Source organism: Paenibacillus sp. BR2-3, from assembly GCF_046529485.1.
Taxonomy (GTDB): Bacteria; Bacillota; Bacilli; order Paenibacillales; family Paenibacillaceae; genus Paenibacillus_AQ.
In genome coordinates this window covers 4,757,105-4,774,532 of sequence record NZ_CP126311.1, presented here as the reverse complement: position 1 = coordinate 4,774,532, position 17,428 = coordinate 4,757,105, and the positions used below count along the sequence as shown (strand labels likewise).

Below are 17,428 nucleotides of genomic sequence, written 5' to 3'. Positions count from 1 at the left end.
CGATTAATGATAGGGAGGGAACTATACATGGCAGATTTGAGTATTAATCTCGCAGGAATCAAGTCACCCAATCCGTTCTGGCTGGCCTCGGCGCCGCCTACAAATACAGGCTATCAGGTGCAGCGCGCATTCGAAGCCGGCTGGGGAGGCGCCGTATGGAAGACGCTTGGCGATCCGATCATTAACACCTCATCCCGTTTTGCCGCCGTGCATTTCAATGGACAGCGGGTAGCCGGGTTCAACAACATCGAGCTGATCACGGACCGGCCGCTGGAAGTGAACCTGAAAGAAATCTATGAAACGAAAAAAAGATTCCCAAACCATGCGGTTATCGCCTCCCTGATGGTAGAGCCGACGCAGAAGGCATGGCATGAAATTGTCAAGCGTGTGGAAGCCATCGGCGTAGATGGGCTGGAGCTTAACTTTGGTTGTCCGCACGGGATGGCGGAGCGGGGTATGGGCGCGGCTTCCGGGCAGCAGCCCGATCTGGTGCAGGCGCAGACGACATGGGTCAAGGAAGTGGCGACCACGCCGGTTATCGTCAAGCTTACGCCGAATATTACCGACATTACCGTTGTTGCCCGGCATGCCGTTAAGGGCGGTGCCGATGCGATCAGCATGATCAATACGATCAACAGCCTCGCCGGCGTGGATATTCACAGCTGGAATACGATTCCTCATGTCGGCGGGCAAGGCGCACATGGCGGCTACTGCGGACCGGCTGTGAAGCCGATTGCGCTGAGCATGGTGGCCGAATGCGCACGTGACCGAGCCGTAGGCGTACCGATTTCCGGTATTGGAGGCATCTCCACCTGGCAGGATGTCGTTGAGTTCATGCTGATGGGAGCCACAGGCATCCAGGTTTGTACAGCGGTTATGCATCATGGCTTCCGGATCGTCGAGGAGATGATTGACGGCCTGAATAACTATTTGGATGAAAAGGGTCTGGCCTCTGTCACCGAGCTGATCGGTAAATCGGTACCCAAATACTCCAACTGGGGTGATCTGGACCTTAACTATAAGGTTGTAGCGCGAATTAATCAGGAGAACTGCATCAACTGTAATAAATGCCACATTGCCTGCGAGGACGCTTCGCATCAATGTATCGATATGCTGACGAATGCAGAGGGCAAAGGGATTGTGCAGGTACGGGAAGAAGACTGTGTCGGCTGTAATCTCTGTTCTATCGTGTGCCCGGCTGAAGGTGCGATCGATATGATTTCTCTGGATAGCGGACTTGCGCCGATGACCTGGAATGAACGGCAGAAGGTAATCAGTACGTTGAACGGCTCCTATTCGAAAGCGGAGGTGGTTTAATCATGAAAAAAATAATCAAGAACGGAACCATCGTTACCGCAGCGGATACCTACACGGGTGATGTTGCGCTTGAGAACGGAATCATTACGGCGATCGGTCTAAATCTGGAGGCTGAGGGTGCTGAAATTATTGATGCGGCAGGCTGTTTCGTATTTCCTGGCGGCATTGATCCTCACACCCATCTGGATATGCCATTTGGCGGCACGGTTACAGCGGATGATTTCGAGACGGGGACGATTGCTGCCGCTTTCGGCGGTACGACAACGGTTATTGATTTCTGCCTGACCACCAAAGGAAAGCCGCTGCAGCAGGCTGTGGATACCTGGCATAAGAAGTCGCAGGATAAGGCGGTCATTGACTACAGCTTCCACCTGATGGTTTCCGAATTAAACGATGCCGTGCTGGGAGAACTGCCGCAAATTATCGAGAATGAAGGCATCACATCACTGAAGGTGTTCATGGCTTATAAGAATACCTTCCAGGCTGACGATGGTACTTTGTTCAAGACCCTGCAGGCTGCCAAAAAAGAAGGCGCACTCGTCATGGTGCATGCCGAGAACGGCGATGTGATTGAGTATTTGGTGGAGCAGGCCTTGGCCGCAGGGAACACAGATCCCATCTATCACGCGTTGACCCGTCCGCCGGAGCTGGAAGGCGAGGCTACGGGCCGGGCTGCCTATTTGACGGAGTTAACCGACTCGCAGCTGTACGTTGTGCATGTTACCTGCGCGGAAGCGGTATGGAAAATTGCCGAAGCCCGCAAAAAAGGGCTGCGCATTTACGGTGAGACTTGTCCGCAGTACCTGGTGCTGGACCAGACGGATCTGGAGAAGCCGAATTTTGAAGGTGCCAAATACGTATGGTCTCCTCCGCTGCGCGAGCAGTGGAATCAGGATGTTCTGTGGGATGCGCTTTGGAACGGCAGTTTGCAAACGATCGGCTCCGACCAATGCTCTTTTAATTTCAAGGGTCAGAAGGATTTGGGGCTGGGCGACTTCTCCAAAATCCCGAACGGCGGCCCTACCATAGAGGACCGGTTCAGCATCCTGTATTCCGAAGGTGTGCAAAAGGGCCGGATCTCCCTGAATAAATTTGTAGACATAATCTCTACCTCCAGCGCCAAGCTGTTCGGATTATTTCCGCAAAAAGGCACCATTGCCGTAGGTAGCGATGCTGACCTTGTTATTTTTGATCCGAATGCAGAAAGAACTATTTCCGCAGATACGCACCATATGAATGTGGACTACAATGCCTTTGAGGGCTTCGAGGTAAAAGGAGAGCCTGTATCCGTCCTCAGCCGGGGCGAATTTGTCATCCGTGACAAGCAATTCGTCGGTAAAGCAGGATCAGGGAGATATCTGCAGCGGAAACGGTTTGAAACGGCAGCCCCCGGGCTTTCCAAGCCGAAGGTCAGTGAGGGAGTGGTGTGATGTCCGCCTATGCAGAGTTTGCAAAAGAACAGCAGGAAATCAACGACCTTCTCTTCAAAGGCTATGCCGTCGCCAGCATTGTGGAGAATCTGGATGGTGCCGCAGTCAAGTTTGTCAGGGGAGAACCGGCGCCGGGGAGTGTAAAGCTTAACCTGTTGACAGCGGATGCCCGGAAGTATGTAACAACTCTCGTTTTTGCAGGACAGAAGACAGATGCGCTGTAATAGCTATGACAACGAGGCTGCGGGATAACTTTCCTGCAGCCTTTCTTGTGCAAAGCTGGACTTGAGTATCTGGAGAGCTGATTGACCCCCCTATTACCTTAAATATTCTGTCCGGAGAATGGACATGATTTGCAGGGATTCGAAGCCGTCCGCGACCTTCACACAATCCCGCAGCGTACCCTCAAAAATAAAGCCCGCTCCCTCATACACATGCCGCGCTCTGCTGTTATGATCCTTGACATCCAGCCAGAGCCGGTGAGTCTCCGTATTCCGGAACACCCAATCCGTGAGAAGCCTCAGCGTCATTTTGCCGTAGCCAAGCCCTTTGGACTCGATCACAATACGTTTGATGCAAACCGCCAGATTGGGTTCTAGCAGGCCTGTCACTATGACATATCCAACCCGCTTACCTGCGGCGTCTTCAATAATTAGATGCAGCATATCCTCGTCCTGGAACGCGGCACGGTGCTGTTCTTTGGTCCATTGGCCGATAAAAGCCCGATTGTGCTGTCCCTGCTCTGCAGCGAGTACGAACTCCAAATCCTGCTCCGCCGACTCTCTCAGCTTAATTAACTCTGAAAATATCACTGTTTTTACCCCTCTCGCTCATATGTATTCCATAAATTATATTATAAGCGGACCCTATGGTCATCCATCTGCTGCTAGAATAGGGAGAACGCTGCATTAAGTGATATTCTGGTATGATATAATAAAGCATCTTTACAACCTATCCAAGAATGAGGACAAGCCATGGACACGATGAACCAGCCCCCTAAGCCGCCGCATAAAGCAACGATTGCCGATGTGGCCAAGGCAGCGGGTGTTTCCAAAACAACGATATCCCGCTATTTGAGCGGAGATTATAAATCGATTTCCGAGACTACCCTTACGAGAATCAAGCAGACGGTGTCCGAGCTTCGTTATCGGCCGAACCGGTTGGCCAGAGGGCTCAGGGCGGACCGGAGCTATTCCATAGGGATGATTTTTGCTGACATTTCAAATCCGTATTCAACTTCCGTACTCCGGGGGGCTGAGGACGTATGCACCAAACAGGGGTACAGCATGATTGTATGCAATACGGATAACGATCCGGGAAAAGAAAAAAATTATATCGCCATGATGCAGGCGCACCGCATCGACGGTCTGATTATCCATCCTACCGGCTATAACCAGGACATTCTGAAGGAAATGGCTGAGGACCAAATTCCTATCGTATTTATCGACCGCAGTATTCCGGGTCTGGGATTTGACACCGTCGCAACGGATAATATTAACGCAATGTCTGAAGCCACTCGTTTCTTTCTGGGGCAGGGCTATCAAAGAATCGGTTTTTTCTCCCAGCCTATCGAGCATGTCAGCTCGCGTTACGAACGTGCCCAGGCTTTTACGGAGGTGCTTGGAGCAGCGGGACATCCCAGTGTAAATGATATTTATGAGTTCGAAATCCGCAATCAGGAGCAGTTCGAGGCAAAGCTGGATCAGTTTCTTATCGAAACCGCAGGCAAATTCCGCATGCTCTTCGCGGTAAACGCAGTCACGCAGCTCAAATTGATTAATGCTCTGCAGAAGAGAGGGCTGCGCATACCTGAAGATATCGGCATTGCCGGCTTTGATGATTCGGATTGGGCTCCCGTAATCGGTGCAGGTCTCACAACTGTAGCCCAGCCTACCTATGAAATCGGACAAAAGGCGATGGAAAGAGTTCTTGAACGTATCGCCGGCGATAAAACTCCGGAGAGTCACTTTGCGTTGTCTGCGAACTTAATCATAAGAGGCTCAACTCCGCTAAAAAGTTAAAACATCTTGTGAAATGTATTGACGGAGACCTTGTACCTATTGTATGTTTATGCCAATGGAACCGATTTCGTAAAACGGTTTCATCAACAATCAATTTTGCGCAAATTGATGTATAAACCAACTGAAGTCGTCCTATATATAAGGCGGCTTCCCTTTAGGCCATTTATGGAACCGATTCCGTTTATCGGTACCATAAAACGCTTCCATTTAGCTCGGAATGACTTTGTAGATTAAAGGAGAAATTGCAATGATTCAGGTTTTTACCACTACAGCTTCTCTCGGCCCATTGGCCAGCGGTCATGGACAGGAATGTTGTGTTCCGGTAGCCAAGGCTGCAGGATGTGCCGGAATTGAAATCCGAAGAGAGCTCTTTCAGGAGGAAAACCCCAGTCTGGCTGCTTTGGAGAAGGAAATCAAAACAGGGCGGCTCGTGAGCGTCTATTCGGCTCCGGTGGAATTATGGAATGCGGATGGATCGCTGAATACGGAGAAACTGGATGTTGTCATTCCCGAAGCGCTGGTCATCGGAGCGGTGTGGCTCAAAACCTCGCTCGGCCATTATCAGCCCGGAACATCCGACCTTGCTGAACTGGAGCAATATTGGGCAAGCCATGTTCCCGCAGAAAGCGCTTTAAAACTGACGGTTGAAAATGATCAAACGCCCCACGGAGGCAATGTGCGCAAGCTCCAGCGTTTTTTTGGGGATTGCCTGCAGGCTGGGCTGCCGATCTGCATGACCTTTGATATCGGTAATTGGAACTGGACCGGTGAAGAAGGGCTGCAAGCTGCGGCTGCACTGGGGAACTACGTCGGGTATATTCACTTGAAGCATGTAGAGACCGTAAACGGAAAGTTCGTTACTCTGGCCCTGCCGGAAGAATCCGGAAGCTTATGGCGGAGTATTCTGAGCCTGCTTCCCCAGGACGTACCTCGGACGATTGAGTTCCCGGTCGAAGGAGAGGACCTGATTCAGGCCTTGAAGCAGTACGTAGCGATGATAGCGGAAGCATAGGAGGACTTAAGTATGAAGGCATGTGATGTTGTAACATTCGGCGAGGCCATGGCCATGTTTATCGCTGACCGCCCCGGGGAGCTGCATCTCATAGAGCAGTTTACCAAGGCGCTAGCCGGAGCAGAAACGAATGTTTCCACCGGGTTGGCCAGATTGGGCTTTAACATGCGGTGGATTAGCAAGGTCGGGGATGACTCCTTCGGCAAATTTATCATTGAAGCTCTTCGCAAAGAAAATGTGGATGTAGATGCTGTCCTCACAGACAAACGGTACCCGACCGGGTTTCAATTGAAATCAAAGGTCGAGAATGGCGACCCTCAGGTGCAGTATTTCCGTAAAGGATCTGCGGCAAGCACGATTTGTCCCGCCGATGTCGATCCGGCAGCTTTTACAAGCGCGAAGCATCTTCATTTGACCGGGATTCCTGCGGCCATTTCTGCAAGCGCCAGGGAGCTGGCTTATGAGGCTCTTACGATCATGAGGGAAGCGAACCGGACCATATCGTTTGATGTCAATCTCCGTCCCAAACTGTGGAGCAGCCAGGCGGAAATGGTTGAGGTCGTGAACTCCATGGCCTGCCAGGCAGATTGGGTTCTGCCGGGAGCTGGAGAAGGCACGATTTTGACCGGCTACTCCGAGCCTAGGGATATCGCGGCTTTTTATCTGGAGCAGGGCGTCAAGCTTGTAACGGTCAAACTGGGTCCGGATGGCGCGTATTATCGTACGCCGACTGAAGAAGGGGTTGTCGATGGCTTCCCGGTTCAGGTAGTGGATACAGTCGGAGCGGGAGACGGTTTTGCGGTCGGATTGATCAGCGGATTATTGGACGGACTGCCGGTAAAAGAAGCGGTTCGGCGGGGAAATGCCATCGGAGCCTTGGCTGTGACGGCAGCGGGTGATGCGGAAGGTCTGCCGACCCGTGCCCAATTGGAAGCGTTTATGACATCAGCCTGTACCAATTAATAAGGGGAGAAAATAACATGGAAAATAAAAAACTGGCGCCCAGCCGGTGGCTGAAAATCATTCCTTTGGTATTTATTACTTACAGCTTGGCTTATCTTGACCGGGCGAACTACAGTTTCGGCGCGGCATCGGGCTTGGCCAAAGACTTGAACATTACCGCAGCATCGTCATCTTTACTGGGAGCATTGTTCTTTTTGGGCTACTTCTTCTTTCAAATACCGGGGGCAACCTATGCCGCTAATAAAAGTGCGAAAAAGCTGGTGTTCTGGTGTTTGATCCTTTGGGGGCTCTGTGCGACCGCAACCGGGATGGTTACCGATATCAAATTCTTATATATTATTCGATTCACACTTGGCGTGGTAGAAAGCGCTGTTATGCCCGCTATGCTGATCTTTTTAAGCAACTGGTTTACGAAAGGCGAACGTTCCCGGGCCAATACTTTTCTTATCCTGGGCAATCCGGTAACCGTATTATGGATGTCCATCGTTTCCGGATACCTGGTACAAGGATTAGGCTGGCGCATGATGTTCATCGTGGAAGGCCTGCCTTCTATTATCTGGGCATTTTTCTGGTGGAAGCTTGTTAAGGATAAGCCGAAAGACGTAAAGTGGCTGTCCGAGAGTGAGAAGAAAGAGCTCGAGACCGCTCTATTGGAAGAACAGCAAGGCATGAAAGAAGTTAAAAACTACCGCGAGGCGTTCAAGAACCCGAAGGTAATCATGCTCTCCGTTCAATATTTCTTCTGGAGCATCGGCGTTTACGGATTTGTGATGTGGCTCCCGTCCATTATCAAGAATGCAGGCAATACCGGGATTGTCGCGGCTGGCTGGCTCTCCGCTGTTCCTTATCTGCTCGCCGTAATTTCGATGCTGTCCGTTTCCTATTATGCGGACCGTACCATGAACCGCAAAGGCATCGTATGGATTTGCCTGCTGATCGGCGCGATCTGCTTCTATGGCTCATACCTGATCGGACCGTCTAATTTCTGGTTGTCCTACGCTCTTCTTGTAGTGGCAGGCGGTGCAATGTACGCGCCTTATGGACCCTTCTTCGCCATTATTCCCGAGCTTCTGCCGCGCAACGTTGCCGGCGGTGCAATTGCACTCATTAACAGCTTTGGCGCACTCGGTTCGTTTGTCGGATCTTATATAGTCGGATATTTGAACGATTCCACGGGTTCTCCAGATGCATCGTACATGTTCATGGCAGTCGCTTTGGTTGTCTCGGTAATTATGACTATTGTGGTCAAAACTCCGTCCAGCACGGTACCTAACGGTAAACTGGCGGCTTAATCTCAAATCATACAAAAACAGAGGCTCCGGGGAAGCTTACGCAGAACCGGAGCCATAGATAAATAGAGCTGTACAGGAGGAGTTACGATGAGTAACCGTATTTCTACAATATCACCTTTCACAAGAGCCATATTGAAGGCACATCTGTGTTCCTGCGGGGTGGATTATTCCAAAATGGATAAGCCCGTCATCGCAGTCGCAAATTCCTGGAACGAAATCGTGCCGGGACATGTTCATTTACGCCAGCTTGCTGACCGGGTCAAGGCCGGGATCGAAGCGGCCGGGGGGTTGGCACTGGAATTCAATACCATCGCGGTTTGCGACGGTATCGCCCAAGGTCATTCAGGAATGAAATATTCGCTGCCGAGCCGGGAAACCGTGGCCGACAGCGTTGAAATAATGGTGGAGGCCCATGGTATTTTTGACGGAATGGTCGTCTTAAGCTCCTGCGACAAAATTGTCCCGGGCATGTTGATGGCGGCGGCCCGCCTCAATCTCCCGGGCCTGGTCGTTCTGGGCGGAGTGATGCCGAACCATATTAAACCCAAAGAATCCAAAGCGGCAAGAAGACAGTTTCTGGACGGGGAATTGGACGAAAAAGGGTTGGTTGAAGTTACGAACCAGTATTATCCCGGTCCTGGAGCCTGCCCGTTCCTTGGCACGGCTAACACGATGCAGGGGTTATCTGAAGCCCTGGGCATGGCTATGCCGAGCACATCCTGGATGCAGGCCTTGTCCGATGAACAATTGGACGCTGCGGAGGAAGCGGGCCGGCAGGCAGTGGCCTTGGTGAAACAGGGTTTGACGCCGAAGCAGATTATGACGCCTGAAGCCTTTGAGAACGCCATTTCCGTACTGCTTGCCATGGGAGGATCGCTGAATGCCTGTCTGCATCTTCCAGCTATCGCCCATGAGCTCGGAATCGATCTGCCGATGTCCATGTTTGACGACATCAGTTGCCGTGTGCCTTTCCTGGCGGGAGTCACTCCCAACAACAATGAATACACGACCAACGATCTGCAGCGTGCCGGAGGGATGCCTGCTTTGATGAAGGAATTGGGTGCTCACTTGCATACGGAGGCTATGACCGTTACCGGTAACTCCGTAGGGGTCAATATCGCGGATGCCATTGTACTGGACCGTGAGATTATCCGTACGCTGGATCAGCCGATTGACAAGGAAGGCGGAGTTGCTGTACTGAAAGGAAATCTGGCGGAGGACGGCGCTCTGATCAAACAATCGGCAGTAGCTCCGGAGCTTAGAAGCTTCGCGGGAACGGCCAAGGTCTTCAATTCCGAGGAGGCATTCTCGGATGCTTATGAAGCTGGACTTATTGAGGAAGGCGATGCGGTTGTTATCCGCTACGAGGGGCCGAAAGGCGGACCGGGAATGCGCGAGCTTCACCGGTGCACAGAAATTCTTGGCAAGTTCAAACGCGCCGCGTTAATTACAGACGGCCGCTTTTCGGGAGCTACTTCCGGCTTGTCCATCGGGTATGCCAGCCCTGAAGCGGCTGAAGGCGGAACCATTGCCCTGGTTATGGATGGGGACAGGATAGAAATCGACGTACCGTCCCGTAAGCTTCAATTGCACGTTTCGGAGGAAGAACTGGCCGAGCGCGCGAAGAAGCTGGAGCAAGTCAAACGTGAAGCGAGCAAATTTCTACGCCTGTACGCGGAGCATGCCTCTTCGGCCGCCCGCGGCGGAGTCCGTATCTTTAAGGAGGAACTGTAATTATGCCAAAAGTAGTTGCGCTGCCGCGTTCATTCTCCCGTTCGGAAGAAGCGAAGGAACTGCTTATGCAGGCCGGTTTTGAAATCATTTGGAATTCGGAAGGACGGCCTTTGAAAGAGTCGGAGCTGCTGGAAGCCATTCAGGGCGCCGATGCGCTCATAACCGGTATCGACGAGGTGACCGGGAAGGTGCTGGAAGCCGGAGCTCCGACCTTGAAAATTGTCGCCAAATACGGCGTTGGCTACGACAACATTGACGTTGCGGCGGCTGACAAGCTGAACATTCCGGTGACCATTACACCGGGGGCGCCTACCCGTTCGGTTGCAGAGCTGGCTTTGAGTCTGATGCTGAGTGTAGCGCGTCATATTCCCCAGATGAATGCCGGCATAAAAGACGGCGGATGGAATCGCATCACCGGTACGGAGCTTGGAGGAAAGGTGCTGGGCATCATCGGATTGGGAGCCATCGGCGCCGAGGTAGTGAAGCGCGCCGCCGCTTTTGATATGCAGATCATTGCCTACGATGCCTATCCCCGTCAGGATCTGATCGATCAATACGGCGTGAAGTATGTAACTCTTCCGGAGCTGTACGCGCAGTCGGATATCATTACCCTGCACGCTCCCGCTCTTCCCGAAACCATAGGGATGATTAACAAGGATTCCCTGTCCCAAATGAAGAAAACGGCCTACCTGATCAACACTGCCCGGGGGGATCTGGTCGTCGAGGAGGATTTATACGAAGCCTTGTCCAAAGGGGTAATCGCAGGCGCGGGTCTGGATACCTTTATTCAAGAGCCGCCGTTAAATCTCAATATCGTCGGTTTGCCCAATGTTGTGACATCGCCCCACGTCGGCTCCAACACCGTAGAGGCCGGTTACCGTATGGCCCGCATGGCTGCGGAGGAAGTGATCCGGGTACTGTCCGGAGAGCAGCCAAAGTTTCCGGTTAAGAAATAAAATATTACCAGTGCAAAGGGGAACAGGACATGAACAAGCTTAGAATTATCCGCCAAATCCATGAGGAGGGTGTCGTAGCGGTTCTCCGCGGAGACTCTCCCGAAGAAGTGGTGGAGATGGCGGAGCAGGCCATAGCAGGCGGTATTAAAATTATAGAAATAACCATGACGGTTCCGTTCGCCCTGAGAGCGATTGAGAAGCTGGCTTCTATCTATTCCAGCACCGCTCAGGACCCGCAAAAGTATGCCGTTATTGGTGCGGGAACGGTACTCGATCCCGAAACCGCTCGCGCTGCCATATTAAGCGGGTCGGAATTCGTAGTCGGACCGTCACTGAATCCCGAGACCGTGAAGCTGTGCAACAGGTACCGTATTCCGGTGATGCCGGGCGTTATGACAGCCAAGGAAATTCAGGAAGCGCTGGAGCTTGGTGTGGATGTGGTGAAGCTGTTTCCGGGGAATTTATATTCGCCGTCCATGATCCGCGCCATCAAAGGCCCCCTTCCCCAAGCCAACATTATGCCGACAGGCGGCGTAAACCTCGACAACCTTAAAGACTGGGTGAAGGCAGGTGCCTTTGCTGTCGGGATCGGCTCCGATTTAACGTCTGAAGCTGTCCGCTTGCAGGATTACGGATTGATTGCCCAAAAATCGGCTCAATATGTGGAGGCCTTCAGAGCTTCCATCGGTTAAGGTGCCGCCAGTAAGTTAACATGACGATATCCCCTCATGGCAGACAGTGAAAAAGAGTTCATTAGACGATGAATTCAGGCGCTGCTGACTGGAGGGGATTTTTTTGCGTTGCAGGATATCTATCGTCAGAGGGATGCATAAGAGAAGAGAACCACGGGAATCTCTCAGCCAATCATGTATAATAGAGATATCGAGATTACTTTATAAGATGAACTAAAAAAAGATATTAGGGTGAGGAGTAACGAAGGAGAGGTTTGGAACTGTAGGAGCGATAGCGACCGCCTTTGTCTCCGGATTTCAACCGCGAACAGCGGTACAATTGAAGAAATCGGGAGACAACAGCGGCCGGAAGTCCAAACAGTCTCCGTAGTTACGAACGACCCCTAAGAGTAAAATCTTTAGTTCATCTTATATAAACGGATGAGGAGCAGACCGATTTTATGTACCCACTGGATATCATGTCATGGCTGACAGAGGACAATCTGCGGCAGATGCTGGAACAATACCGTTTGCTTGGACCCCTTCCCGGGATCGGACTTACTTTTATGAAGTCATTCGTGCCGCCGCTACCGACGATAGCGCTCGTAGGATTAAATGCTGCTGTATATGGATTATGGCTTGGTTTTTTGTACTCCTGGCTCGGACTTGTGGCGGGGTGTTTGACAACGTTTCTGATTATACGTAAGATATCCTCCCACCGGTACCTGCGGACATGGGCGCTGCGGCCCAAAGTGGCAAAAGGCATGGTCTGGGTGCGGCAGAGCGGTTTTAGTTATGTTTTTCTGTTCAGTCTTTTTCCGGTGGGGCCTTTCGTTGTTATTAATATGGCTGCAGGACTTGCCGGTATGCGTTTGCGCACCTACTTAATTGCGCTATGTGCGGGGAAAGCCATCATGGTATTCGCTGTTTCGTACATCGGTAATGACGTGGACCGATTCATCCGCCACCCTTGGGAAGTAATCTATGTATTGCTGTTTGTCGGATTGTCACTATGGGGCGTTAAGGCGATAGAAGCCCGTTTCGCCAGAGCGGCACAGAACGGCACAAAAACCAATAGAAGAGGTGACTTATGAAATTTCGCAAGCTTGGAAGTACGGGAATGAATGTGTCGGTAATCGGACTGGGCACCTGGCAGTTTGGCGGGGAGTGGGGCAAAGACTTTGCTCAGGTTGAAGTGGATGCCATGCTGGATAAGGCCGGGGAGCTTGGCATCAATCTGATTGACACAGCAGAGTGCTACGGGGACCACCTGTCGGAGAAATTCATCGGCAATTATTTGGCCCGCCGGAACCGTGAGGATTGGGTAGTTGCCACGAAGTTTGGCCATCATTTCCAGGGGCACTTGGAGCGGGAGCAGCTGTGGAGCGCAGAGGACGTCCTGAAGCAGCTTGACGATTCCCTGCGTGCGCTGCAGAGTGAGTATGTTGATCTGTATCAATTCCACTCCGGAACGGATCAGGATTTTAACAACGACAAGCTGTGGAGCATGCTGGACAGACAAGTGCAGGCAGGTAAAATCCGCCATTTGGGCGTCTCCATCAGCGCCTCCAACCAGGGTGTATTTCAGACTTCTTCGGCGCCGGATGTTAAGGCAGAGGTCATACAGGTGGTGTATAATCGGCTGGACCGCAAGCCCGAAGAACAGATCTTTCCGCTGTGTAAAGAGCATAATTTGGGCGTACTGGCCCGGGTTCCCCTGGCGAGCGGTTATTTGAGCGGCAAGTATAAGCCGGATGCTGTGTTCCAGCCGGGCGATGTCCGGGCTAACCATAATGAAGATACCAAGCAGAAGCAATTGCAGGCTGTGGCTGAAATTGCTGCGAATGAAGTACCGTCAGGCATTAATATGGCGCAGTGGGCGCTGGCCTGGTGCCTTCAGCATTCCGCAGTGACCAGTGTAATTCCGGGCTGCAAGAATGTGGAGCAGGTGATTTCCAACGCCGAGGCTGCTGATTTGGATATGGTCAAGGCTACAATTTGAAAAAACTTCTGATCTTCGCCTCGGTTTCACCACCGGCGCAAGCGTTCTTATGAACCCAGCTGTTGGTTGAGGCGTTGTAGCGATACTCCTCTTTCCACTCTTGAATATGAAGGACAATCGACCGGATGGCAGATATAATCGTGTGGATTTCCCTGTCCGTCATAATTGGATGAAGGGAAATACGTATCCAACCCGGTCTTTCCGACTGATCACCGGTATTCAGGGTTTCCGAAATATGGGAGGACAGCTCCTGGTCAATGTCGAGGAGATAATGCCCATACGGACCGGCGCAGGAGCATCCCCCGCGGGCTTGAATACCGAAGCGGTCATTGAGCAGCTGGACAACGAGGTTGTAGTGAATATCCTTTATATTAAAAGATACAATACCCAGGCGCTGCGGGTGGTGACTCGCGAGCAGCCCGACGCCGGGGATTGTGACCAGGCCCTGGAGCAGCATTTGGCAGAGCTGCCGCTCCCGGGTCATTATATATTTAATATTCATGGCCTCTTTCAAATTGAGGCAAAGCGCCGTCCGAATAGCCCCCAGAAATCCCGGAGTTCCCCCATCCTCGCGTGTTTCAATATCCCCTGTATAACATCTTCCGCCCCAAGGGTTGACCCAAACGACTGTACCTCCGCCAGGCTCATCCGGAAACCGGCTGTTATACAGCCGTGCATCAAAAATCAATATTCCGCCCGCACCCGGACCCCCCAGGAATTTATGTGGCGAGAAAAAAATAGCATCTAGCTTCTCCAGCGGAGATGGAGGATGCATGTTGATAGCCGTATAGGGAGCGCTGGCGGCAAAATCAACAAAGCAATAACCGCCATGCTTGTGCATGACAGCAGCCAGCTTGTGATAAGGGGTTCGGATACCCGTCACATTGGAGCAGGCCGTGAAACTGCCGATTTTCCAGCGGCGGTGCCGGTAAAGCTTCAGCAAGGCCTCCAACTGCTCGGGATCTACATTCCCATCTTTCCCCGGGGGGATCATAACCATGTCTCCGATACTCTCCTGCCAAGGCAGGATATTGGAATGATGCTCCATATGGCTGATAAAAATAACCGGCCGGTTCTCCTGCGGCATCATGCCCTGTTCCCGCAGCCATTCCGGCTTCTTCAGACCGAGTACCCGCTGCAGCTTATTAATGGCCCCGGTCGTGCCATAACCGCAGAAGAGCAGGGCATCCTGCGGGGAGGCGTTGACATGCCTTTTGATCATGCTGCGGGCTTCGTTATAAGCCAAAGTCATGGTGAGACCCGTCGTGTTGGACTCCGTATGCGGGTTGGCGACATAAGGGCCGAATGCCTCCTGCAGCCTCCGTTCAATCGGCTCATACAGGCGTCCGCTTGCGGTCCAGTCTGCATACAGCATCGGCAGACGGCCATATGGAGTGGAAATGTGCTGCCGTATGCCAATTGTATTTTCACGAAAAGTCCCAAAATGCTCTTGCAGCGAAGTCGGCGTCTGAGCGGTTGAGGCGGGGATGATATTCAGCATGGACAGTCCCTCCAGCCAGCGGTTTCTTGAGATATAAGAAAGGGCGAAGCCGTTTCTTCTTGGCCTCAGTATATGCCCGCTTAAGGGAATAGGTTAATGCCCATGAAAGACTATATAAACAGCTGCATATCGCTTTCCAGCGCGTCCTTCAAATAGGCGGAAGCCTCAATGATCTCTACCTCGGGGAGCAACTCCTCCGGCTTGAAGCCCATAATTTCCACCGATAGCTTGCAGGCGTAGAATTTGATGTTTTTTTTGCGGGCGCCCTTCAGAAAGTGAATAAGCTTCGGCGCGCCTTGATCTTCAATCATTTCCTCCAGCATCATTCGGCCGAGCCCACTGAAATTCATACGCGAGAGCGGCAGATGCTCCGGACCTTTCGGAGTAACAACATCCATGATCTTTTCGTAGATCGTTTTGTCCTCCAGTGTCATCGACTCCGGGTCACGCACCAGAAATAATCCCCAGAAGGCAAAAAACATTGTTACTTCCACATCGATATCCCTGGCTGCATTTGCCAGAATCAGTCCTGCCATTGCTTTGTCGTACTCCCCGCTGAACATCAGCAGATTCATCTTTTTAGCCATTTTACGTCCCTTCCTTCGCCTGAAAATTTCAACAGTAAGGTTTAGTATGAGTCAGGGTGAGGGAAGGTATGCAGAAGTAGAACAAAGGAAATCTTTGTGTGTTTGACATCCTGTATATACAAGTGTAAACTTGTATATACAGATAAATCAATAAGAATTGATAGAAACGAAAGGGCTTTCAGATAGCAACCCATACAATGGAGGAGCAGACGTATGAATCATAAACAGGAAATCGACTGGTGGCGTAAATCTACGGTCTATCAGGTTTATCCCAAAAGCTTCAACGATACAACGGGCCGCGGTACCGGCGATATTCGCGGGCTGATTGGCAAGCTGGACTATTTGCAAGGGCTCGGGATTGATATTATCTGGCTTCAGCCGGTTTATGTCTCCCCGCAAAATGATAACGGTTACGATGTCGCCGACTACTGTCGCATTAACCCCGAATTTGGCACGATGGACGACTTCGATGAACTCTCCGCCGGGGCCCGCAGCCGGGGAATGCATTTAATGCTGGATATCGTAGTAAACCATTCTTCAACGGAGCATCCGTGGTTTCAGGAGTCCAGGAAGTCGAAGGATAACCCTTACCGGGACTATTACATCTGGAAGGACCCAGCTCCAGGCGGAGGGCTTCCGAATAACTGGCAGTCGAAGTTCGGCGGAACAGCCTGGCAATACGATGAGACGACAGGTCAATATTTCCTCACCTTGTTCGATAAAACCCAGGCCGATTTGAACTGGGAAAATGAAAAGGTCAGAGAAGAAGTGATCAAGCTGATGACGTTCTGGGCTGAAAAGGGTGTCAGCGGCTTCAGGATGGATGTCATTAATCTGATCTCCAAAAATCAGGACTTTCCCGACGATGACGGGAGCATATCCCCGGGCGACGGCCGGAAATATTATACGGACGGGCCGCGGGTTCATGAATATATCAAGCTCATGCACGACCGTGTATTCGGGCGTTACGGGCTGGTGACGGTAGGTGAAATGTCCTCTACGACAATGGCGCACTGCATCCAGTATTCGAATCCGGAAGAACGCGAATTTTCGATGACCTTCAACTTCCATCATCTGAAGGTGGATTATCCCAACGGACAAAAGTGGGAACTGATGCCTTACGATTTTGAAGCGTTGAAAGTCCTGTTCTCAGAGTGGCAGGTGGGGATGCGTGCAGGAGGAGGGTGGAACGCTCTCTTTTTCAATAATCATGATCAGCCCCGGGCCTTGTCCCGGTTCACCCATGATGGGGAGTACCGTACCGAAAGCGCCAAGCTGCTGGCTACGACACTGCATGGACTGCAGGGTACCCCGTATGTGTTTCAAGGGGAAGAAATCGGGATGCCGAATCCAGTGTGGAACGATGTATCCGAGTTCCGGGATATCGAATCCACGAATATGTACCGCATTTTGCTGGAGAAGGGCAAGTCGCCGGAAGAAGCGTTTCACATCATATGCGAACGCTCGCGCGACAATTCGCGCACACCGATGCAGTGGGACGACAGTGACAACGCCGGATTCACCACAGGTACGCCATGGATCAAAGTCGATGAGCGCTATCCTGAAATTAATGTTAAGGCCCAATTGGACGATCCGAATTCGGTCTACAACCATTACAAGAAATTAATCGCGCTGCGCAAGAAGGTGCAGGTTATCATCGACGGAGCGTATGAAAGACTCGACATCGGCCATCCGCAGGTATTCGCCTATGCGCGGGACAACGCGAAGGAACTGCTAATCGTCATCTCCAATTTCAGTGAAACAGACACCGTCTTTACCTTTGAAGAACTTTTCTGGAGCAGCAAGATTGACGGCAAAAGCAGCGAATTGCTGATTGGCAATGCGGAACATACTCCGAAGCTTGCGCAGGAGATCAAGCTTACGCCTTACGCTTCCTATATGTGGGTCATTCGTTAGGATAACGGCTTACCGAAAAAGAGAT

At 51.6% G+C, this 17,428-nt stretch carries 16 protein-coding genes; 13 read left to right on the top strand and 3 right to left on the bottom strand.

From position 1 onward, the window contains the following. The first annotated feature begins 27 nt into the window (after positions 1 to 27). Genes preA through PaeBR_RS22920 form a run of 3 tightly spaced genes read left to right on the top strand, consistent with a single transcriptional unit; the run spans position 28 to position 2,971 of the window. Entirely contained in the window at positions 28 to 1,317 is a 1,290-nt protein-coding gene (gene preA, locus PaeBR_RS22930; RefSeq protein WP_410512738.1) for an NAD-dependent dihydropyrimidine dehydrogenase subunit PreA, read from the top strand. 2 nt (positions 1,318 to 1,319) lie between these two features. After that, positions 1,320 to 2,747 (top strand): dihydropyrimidinase, encoded by a 1,428-nt coding sequence (hydA, locus tag PaeBR_RS22925; RefSeq protein WP_410512737.1) that lies wholly within the window; start codon positions 1,320 to 1,322, stop codon positions 2,745 to 2,747. Beyond that, the gene (locus tag PaeBR_RS22920; protein ID WP_410512736.1) at positions 2,747 to 2,971 is read left to right on the top strand and encodes a hypothetical protein; all 225 of its coding nucleotides are present in this window, start codon (positions 2,747 to 2,749) and stop codon (positions 2,969 to 2,971) included. Before hydA ends, PaeBR_RS22920 begins: the two co-directional genes overlap by 1 nt. A 93-nt stretch (positions 2,972 to 3,064) precedes the next feature. Here the strand turns inward: PaeBR_RS22920 and PaeBR_RS22915 are convergent, their stop codons facing one another. Next, the gene (locus tag PaeBR_RS22915) at positions 3,065 to 3,559 is read right to left on the bottom strand and encodes a GNAT family N-acetyltransferase (RefSeq protein ID WP_410512735.1); all 495 of its coding nucleotides are present in this window, start codon (positions 3,557 to 3,559) and stop codon (positions 3,065 to 3,067) included. A 162-nt stretch (positions 3,560 to 3,721) separates the two neighbouring features. Between PaeBR_RS22915 and PaeBR_RS22910 the strand changes: the two genes are divergently transcribed. The 9 genes from PaeBR_RS22910 (at position 3,722) to PaeBR_RS22870 (ending at position 13,398) form a co-directional block, all read left to right on the top strand. Then, complete coding sequence (locus tag PaeBR_RS22910; RefSeq protein ID WP_410512734.1) at positions 3,722 to 4,768, top strand: LacI family DNA-binding transcriptional regulator; 1,047 nt, start codon at positions 3,722 to 3,724, stop codon at positions 4,766 to 4,768. 247 nt (positions 4,769 to 5,015) lie between these two features. Next, positions 5,016 to 5,780, top strand: coding sequence for a sugar phosphate isomerase/epimerase family protein (locus PaeBR_RS22905; protein ID WP_410512733.1), 765 nt, complete (start codon positions 5,016 to 5,018; stop codon positions 5,778 to 5,780). Between the two features lie 12 nt (positions 5,781 to 5,792). Further along, the gene (locus PaeBR_RS22900; RefSeq protein ID WP_410512732.1) at positions 5,793 to 6,743 is read left to right on the top strand and encodes a sugar kinase; all 951 of its coding nucleotides are present in this window, start codon (positions 5,793 to 5,795) and stop codon (positions 6,741 to 6,743) included. 17 nt (positions 6,744 to 6,760) lie between these two features. Further along, positions 6,761 to 8,035, top strand: a complete 1,275-nt coding sequence (locus tag PaeBR_RS22895) for an MFS transporter (RefSeq protein WP_410512731.1) — start codon at positions 6,761 to 6,763, stop codon at positions 8,033 to 8,035. Between the two features lie 87 nt (positions 8,036 to 8,122). Continuing rightward, on the top strand, positions 8,123 to 9,769 hold the full coding sequence (gene ilvD, locus PaeBR_RS22890) for a dihydroxy-acid dehydratase (protein ID WP_410512730.1): 1,647 nt from the start codon (positions 8,123 to 8,125) through the stop codon (positions 9,767 to 9,769). 2 nt (positions 9,770 to 9,771) lie between these two features. Next, positions 9,772 to 10,725 carry a phosphoglycerate dehydrogenase gene (locus PaeBR_RS22885; protein ID WP_410512729.1) on the top strand — a complete coding sequence of 318 codons (954 nt, stop codon included), beginning with the start codon at positions 9,772 to 9,774 and terminating at the stop codon, positions 10,723 to 10,725. A 29-nt stretch (positions 10,726 to 10,754) separates the two neighbouring features. Next, a complete protein-coding gene (locus PaeBR_RS22880) occupies positions 10,755 to 11,417 on the top strand; it encodes a bifunctional 2-keto-4-hydroxyglutarate aldolase/2-keto-3-deoxy-6-phosphogluconate aldolase (RefSeq protein ID WP_410512728.1) in 663 nt (220 codons plus the stop codon). A 458-nt stretch (positions 11,418 to 11,875) separates the two neighbouring features. After that, the gene (locus PaeBR_RS22875) at positions 11,876 to 12,490 is read left to right on the top strand and encodes a TVP38/TMEM64 family protein (protein WP_410512727.1); all 615 of its coding nucleotides are present in this window, start codon (positions 11,876 to 11,878) and stop codon (positions 12,488 to 12,490) included. Next, complete coding sequence (locus PaeBR_RS22870; protein WP_410512726.1) at positions 12,487 to 13,398, top strand: aldo/keto reductase; 912 nt, start codon at positions 12,487 to 12,489, stop codon at positions 13,396 to 13,398. Before PaeBR_RS22875 ends, PaeBR_RS22870 begins: the two co-directional genes overlap by 4 nt. On the opposite strand, the gene PaeBR_RS22865 is transcribed toward PaeBR_RS22870, so the two are convergent. Together PaeBR_RS22865 and PaeBR_RS22860 are read right to left on the bottom strand one after the other, a co-directional pair. Then, the gene (locus PaeBR_RS22865; protein ID WP_410512725.1) at positions 13,388 to 14,899 is read right to left on the bottom strand and encodes an aminotransferase class V-fold PLP-dependent enzyme; all 1,512 of its coding nucleotides are present in this window, start codon (positions 14,897 to 14,899) and stop codon (positions 13,388 to 13,390) included. The two genes, PaeBR_RS22870 and PaeBR_RS22865, sit on opposite strands and share 11 nt — an antisense overlap. A 110-nt stretch (positions 14,900 to 15,009) precedes the next feature. Next, positions 15,010 to 15,486, bottom strand: a complete 477-nt coding sequence (locus PaeBR_RS22860; protein WP_410512724.1) for a DsrE/DsrF/DrsH-like family protein — start codon at positions 15,484 to 15,486, stop codon at positions 15,010 to 15,012. A 213-nt stretch (positions 15,487 to 15,699) separates the two neighbouring features. On the opposite strand from PaeBR_RS22860, the gene treC reads away from it, so the two are divergent. Continuing rightward, entirely contained in the window at positions 15,700 to 17,403 is a 1,704-nt protein-coding gene (treC, locus tag PaeBR_RS22855; RefSeq protein ID WP_410512723.1) for an alpha,alpha-phosphotrehalase, read from the top strand. Positions 17,404 to 17,428: the final 25 nt, after the last annotated feature.

Excerpts from the sequence above, each read along its gene's own strand:
- preA (WP_410512738.1), top strand. The coding sequence starts at position 28 with ATGGCAGATTTGAGTATTAATCTCGCAGGAATCAAGTCACCCAATCCG.
- hydA (WP_410512737.1), top strand. The coding sequence starts at position 1,320 with ATGAAAAAAATAATCAAGAACGGAACCATCGTTACCGCAGCGGATACC.
- PaeBR_RS22920 (WP_410512736.1), top strand. The coding sequence starts at position 2,747 with ATGTCCGCCTATGCAGAGTTTGCAAAAGAACAGCAGGAAATCAACGAC.
- PaeBR_RS22910 (WP_410512734.1), top strand. The coding sequence starts at position 3,722 with ATGGACACGATGAACCAGCCCCCTAAGCCGCCGCATAAAGCAACGATT.
- PaeBR_RS22905 (WP_410512733.1), top strand. The coding sequence starts at position 5,016 with ATGATTCAGGTTTTTACCACTACAGCTTCTCTCGGCCCATTGGCCAGC.
- PaeBR_RS22900 (WP_410512732.1), top strand. The coding sequence starts at position 5,793 with ATGAAGGCATGTGATGTTGTAACATTCGGCGAGGCCATGGCCATGTTT.
- PaeBR_RS22895 (WP_410512731.1), top strand. The coding sequence starts at position 6,761 with ATGGAAAATAAAAAACTGGCGCCCAGCCGGTGGCTGAAAATCATTCCT.
- ilvD (WP_410512730.1), top strand. The coding sequence starts at position 8,123 with ATGAGTAACCGTATTTCTACAATATCACCTTTCACAAGAGCCATATTG.
- PaeBR_RS22885 (WP_410512729.1), top strand. The coding sequence starts at position 9,772 with ATGCCAAAAGTAGTTGCGCTGCCGCGTTCATTCTCCCGTTCGGAAGAA.
- PaeBR_RS22880 (WP_410512728.1), top strand. The coding sequence starts at position 10,755 with ATGAACAAGCTTAGAATTATCCGCCAAATCCATGAGGAGGGTGTCGTA.
- PaeBR_RS22875 (WP_410512727.1), top strand. The coding sequence starts at position 11,876 with ATGTCATGGCTGACAGAGGACAATCTGCGGCAGATGCTGGAACAATAC.
- PaeBR_RS22870 (WP_410512726.1), top strand. The coding sequence starts at position 12,487 with ATGAAATTTCGCAAGCTTGGAAGTACGGGAATGAATGTGTCGGTAATC.
- PaeBR_RS22865 (WP_410512725.1), bottom strand. The coding sequence starts at position 14,899 with ATGCTGAATATCATCCCCGCCTCAACCGCTCAGACGCCGACTTCGCTG.
- PaeBR_RS22860 (WP_410512724.1), bottom strand. The coding sequence starts at position 15,486 with ATGGCTAAAAAGATGAATCTGCTGATGTTCAGCGGGGAGTACGACAAA.
- treC (WP_410512723.1), top strand. The coding sequence starts at position 15,700 with ATGAATCATAAACAGGAAATCGACTGGTGGCGTAAATCTACGGTCTAT.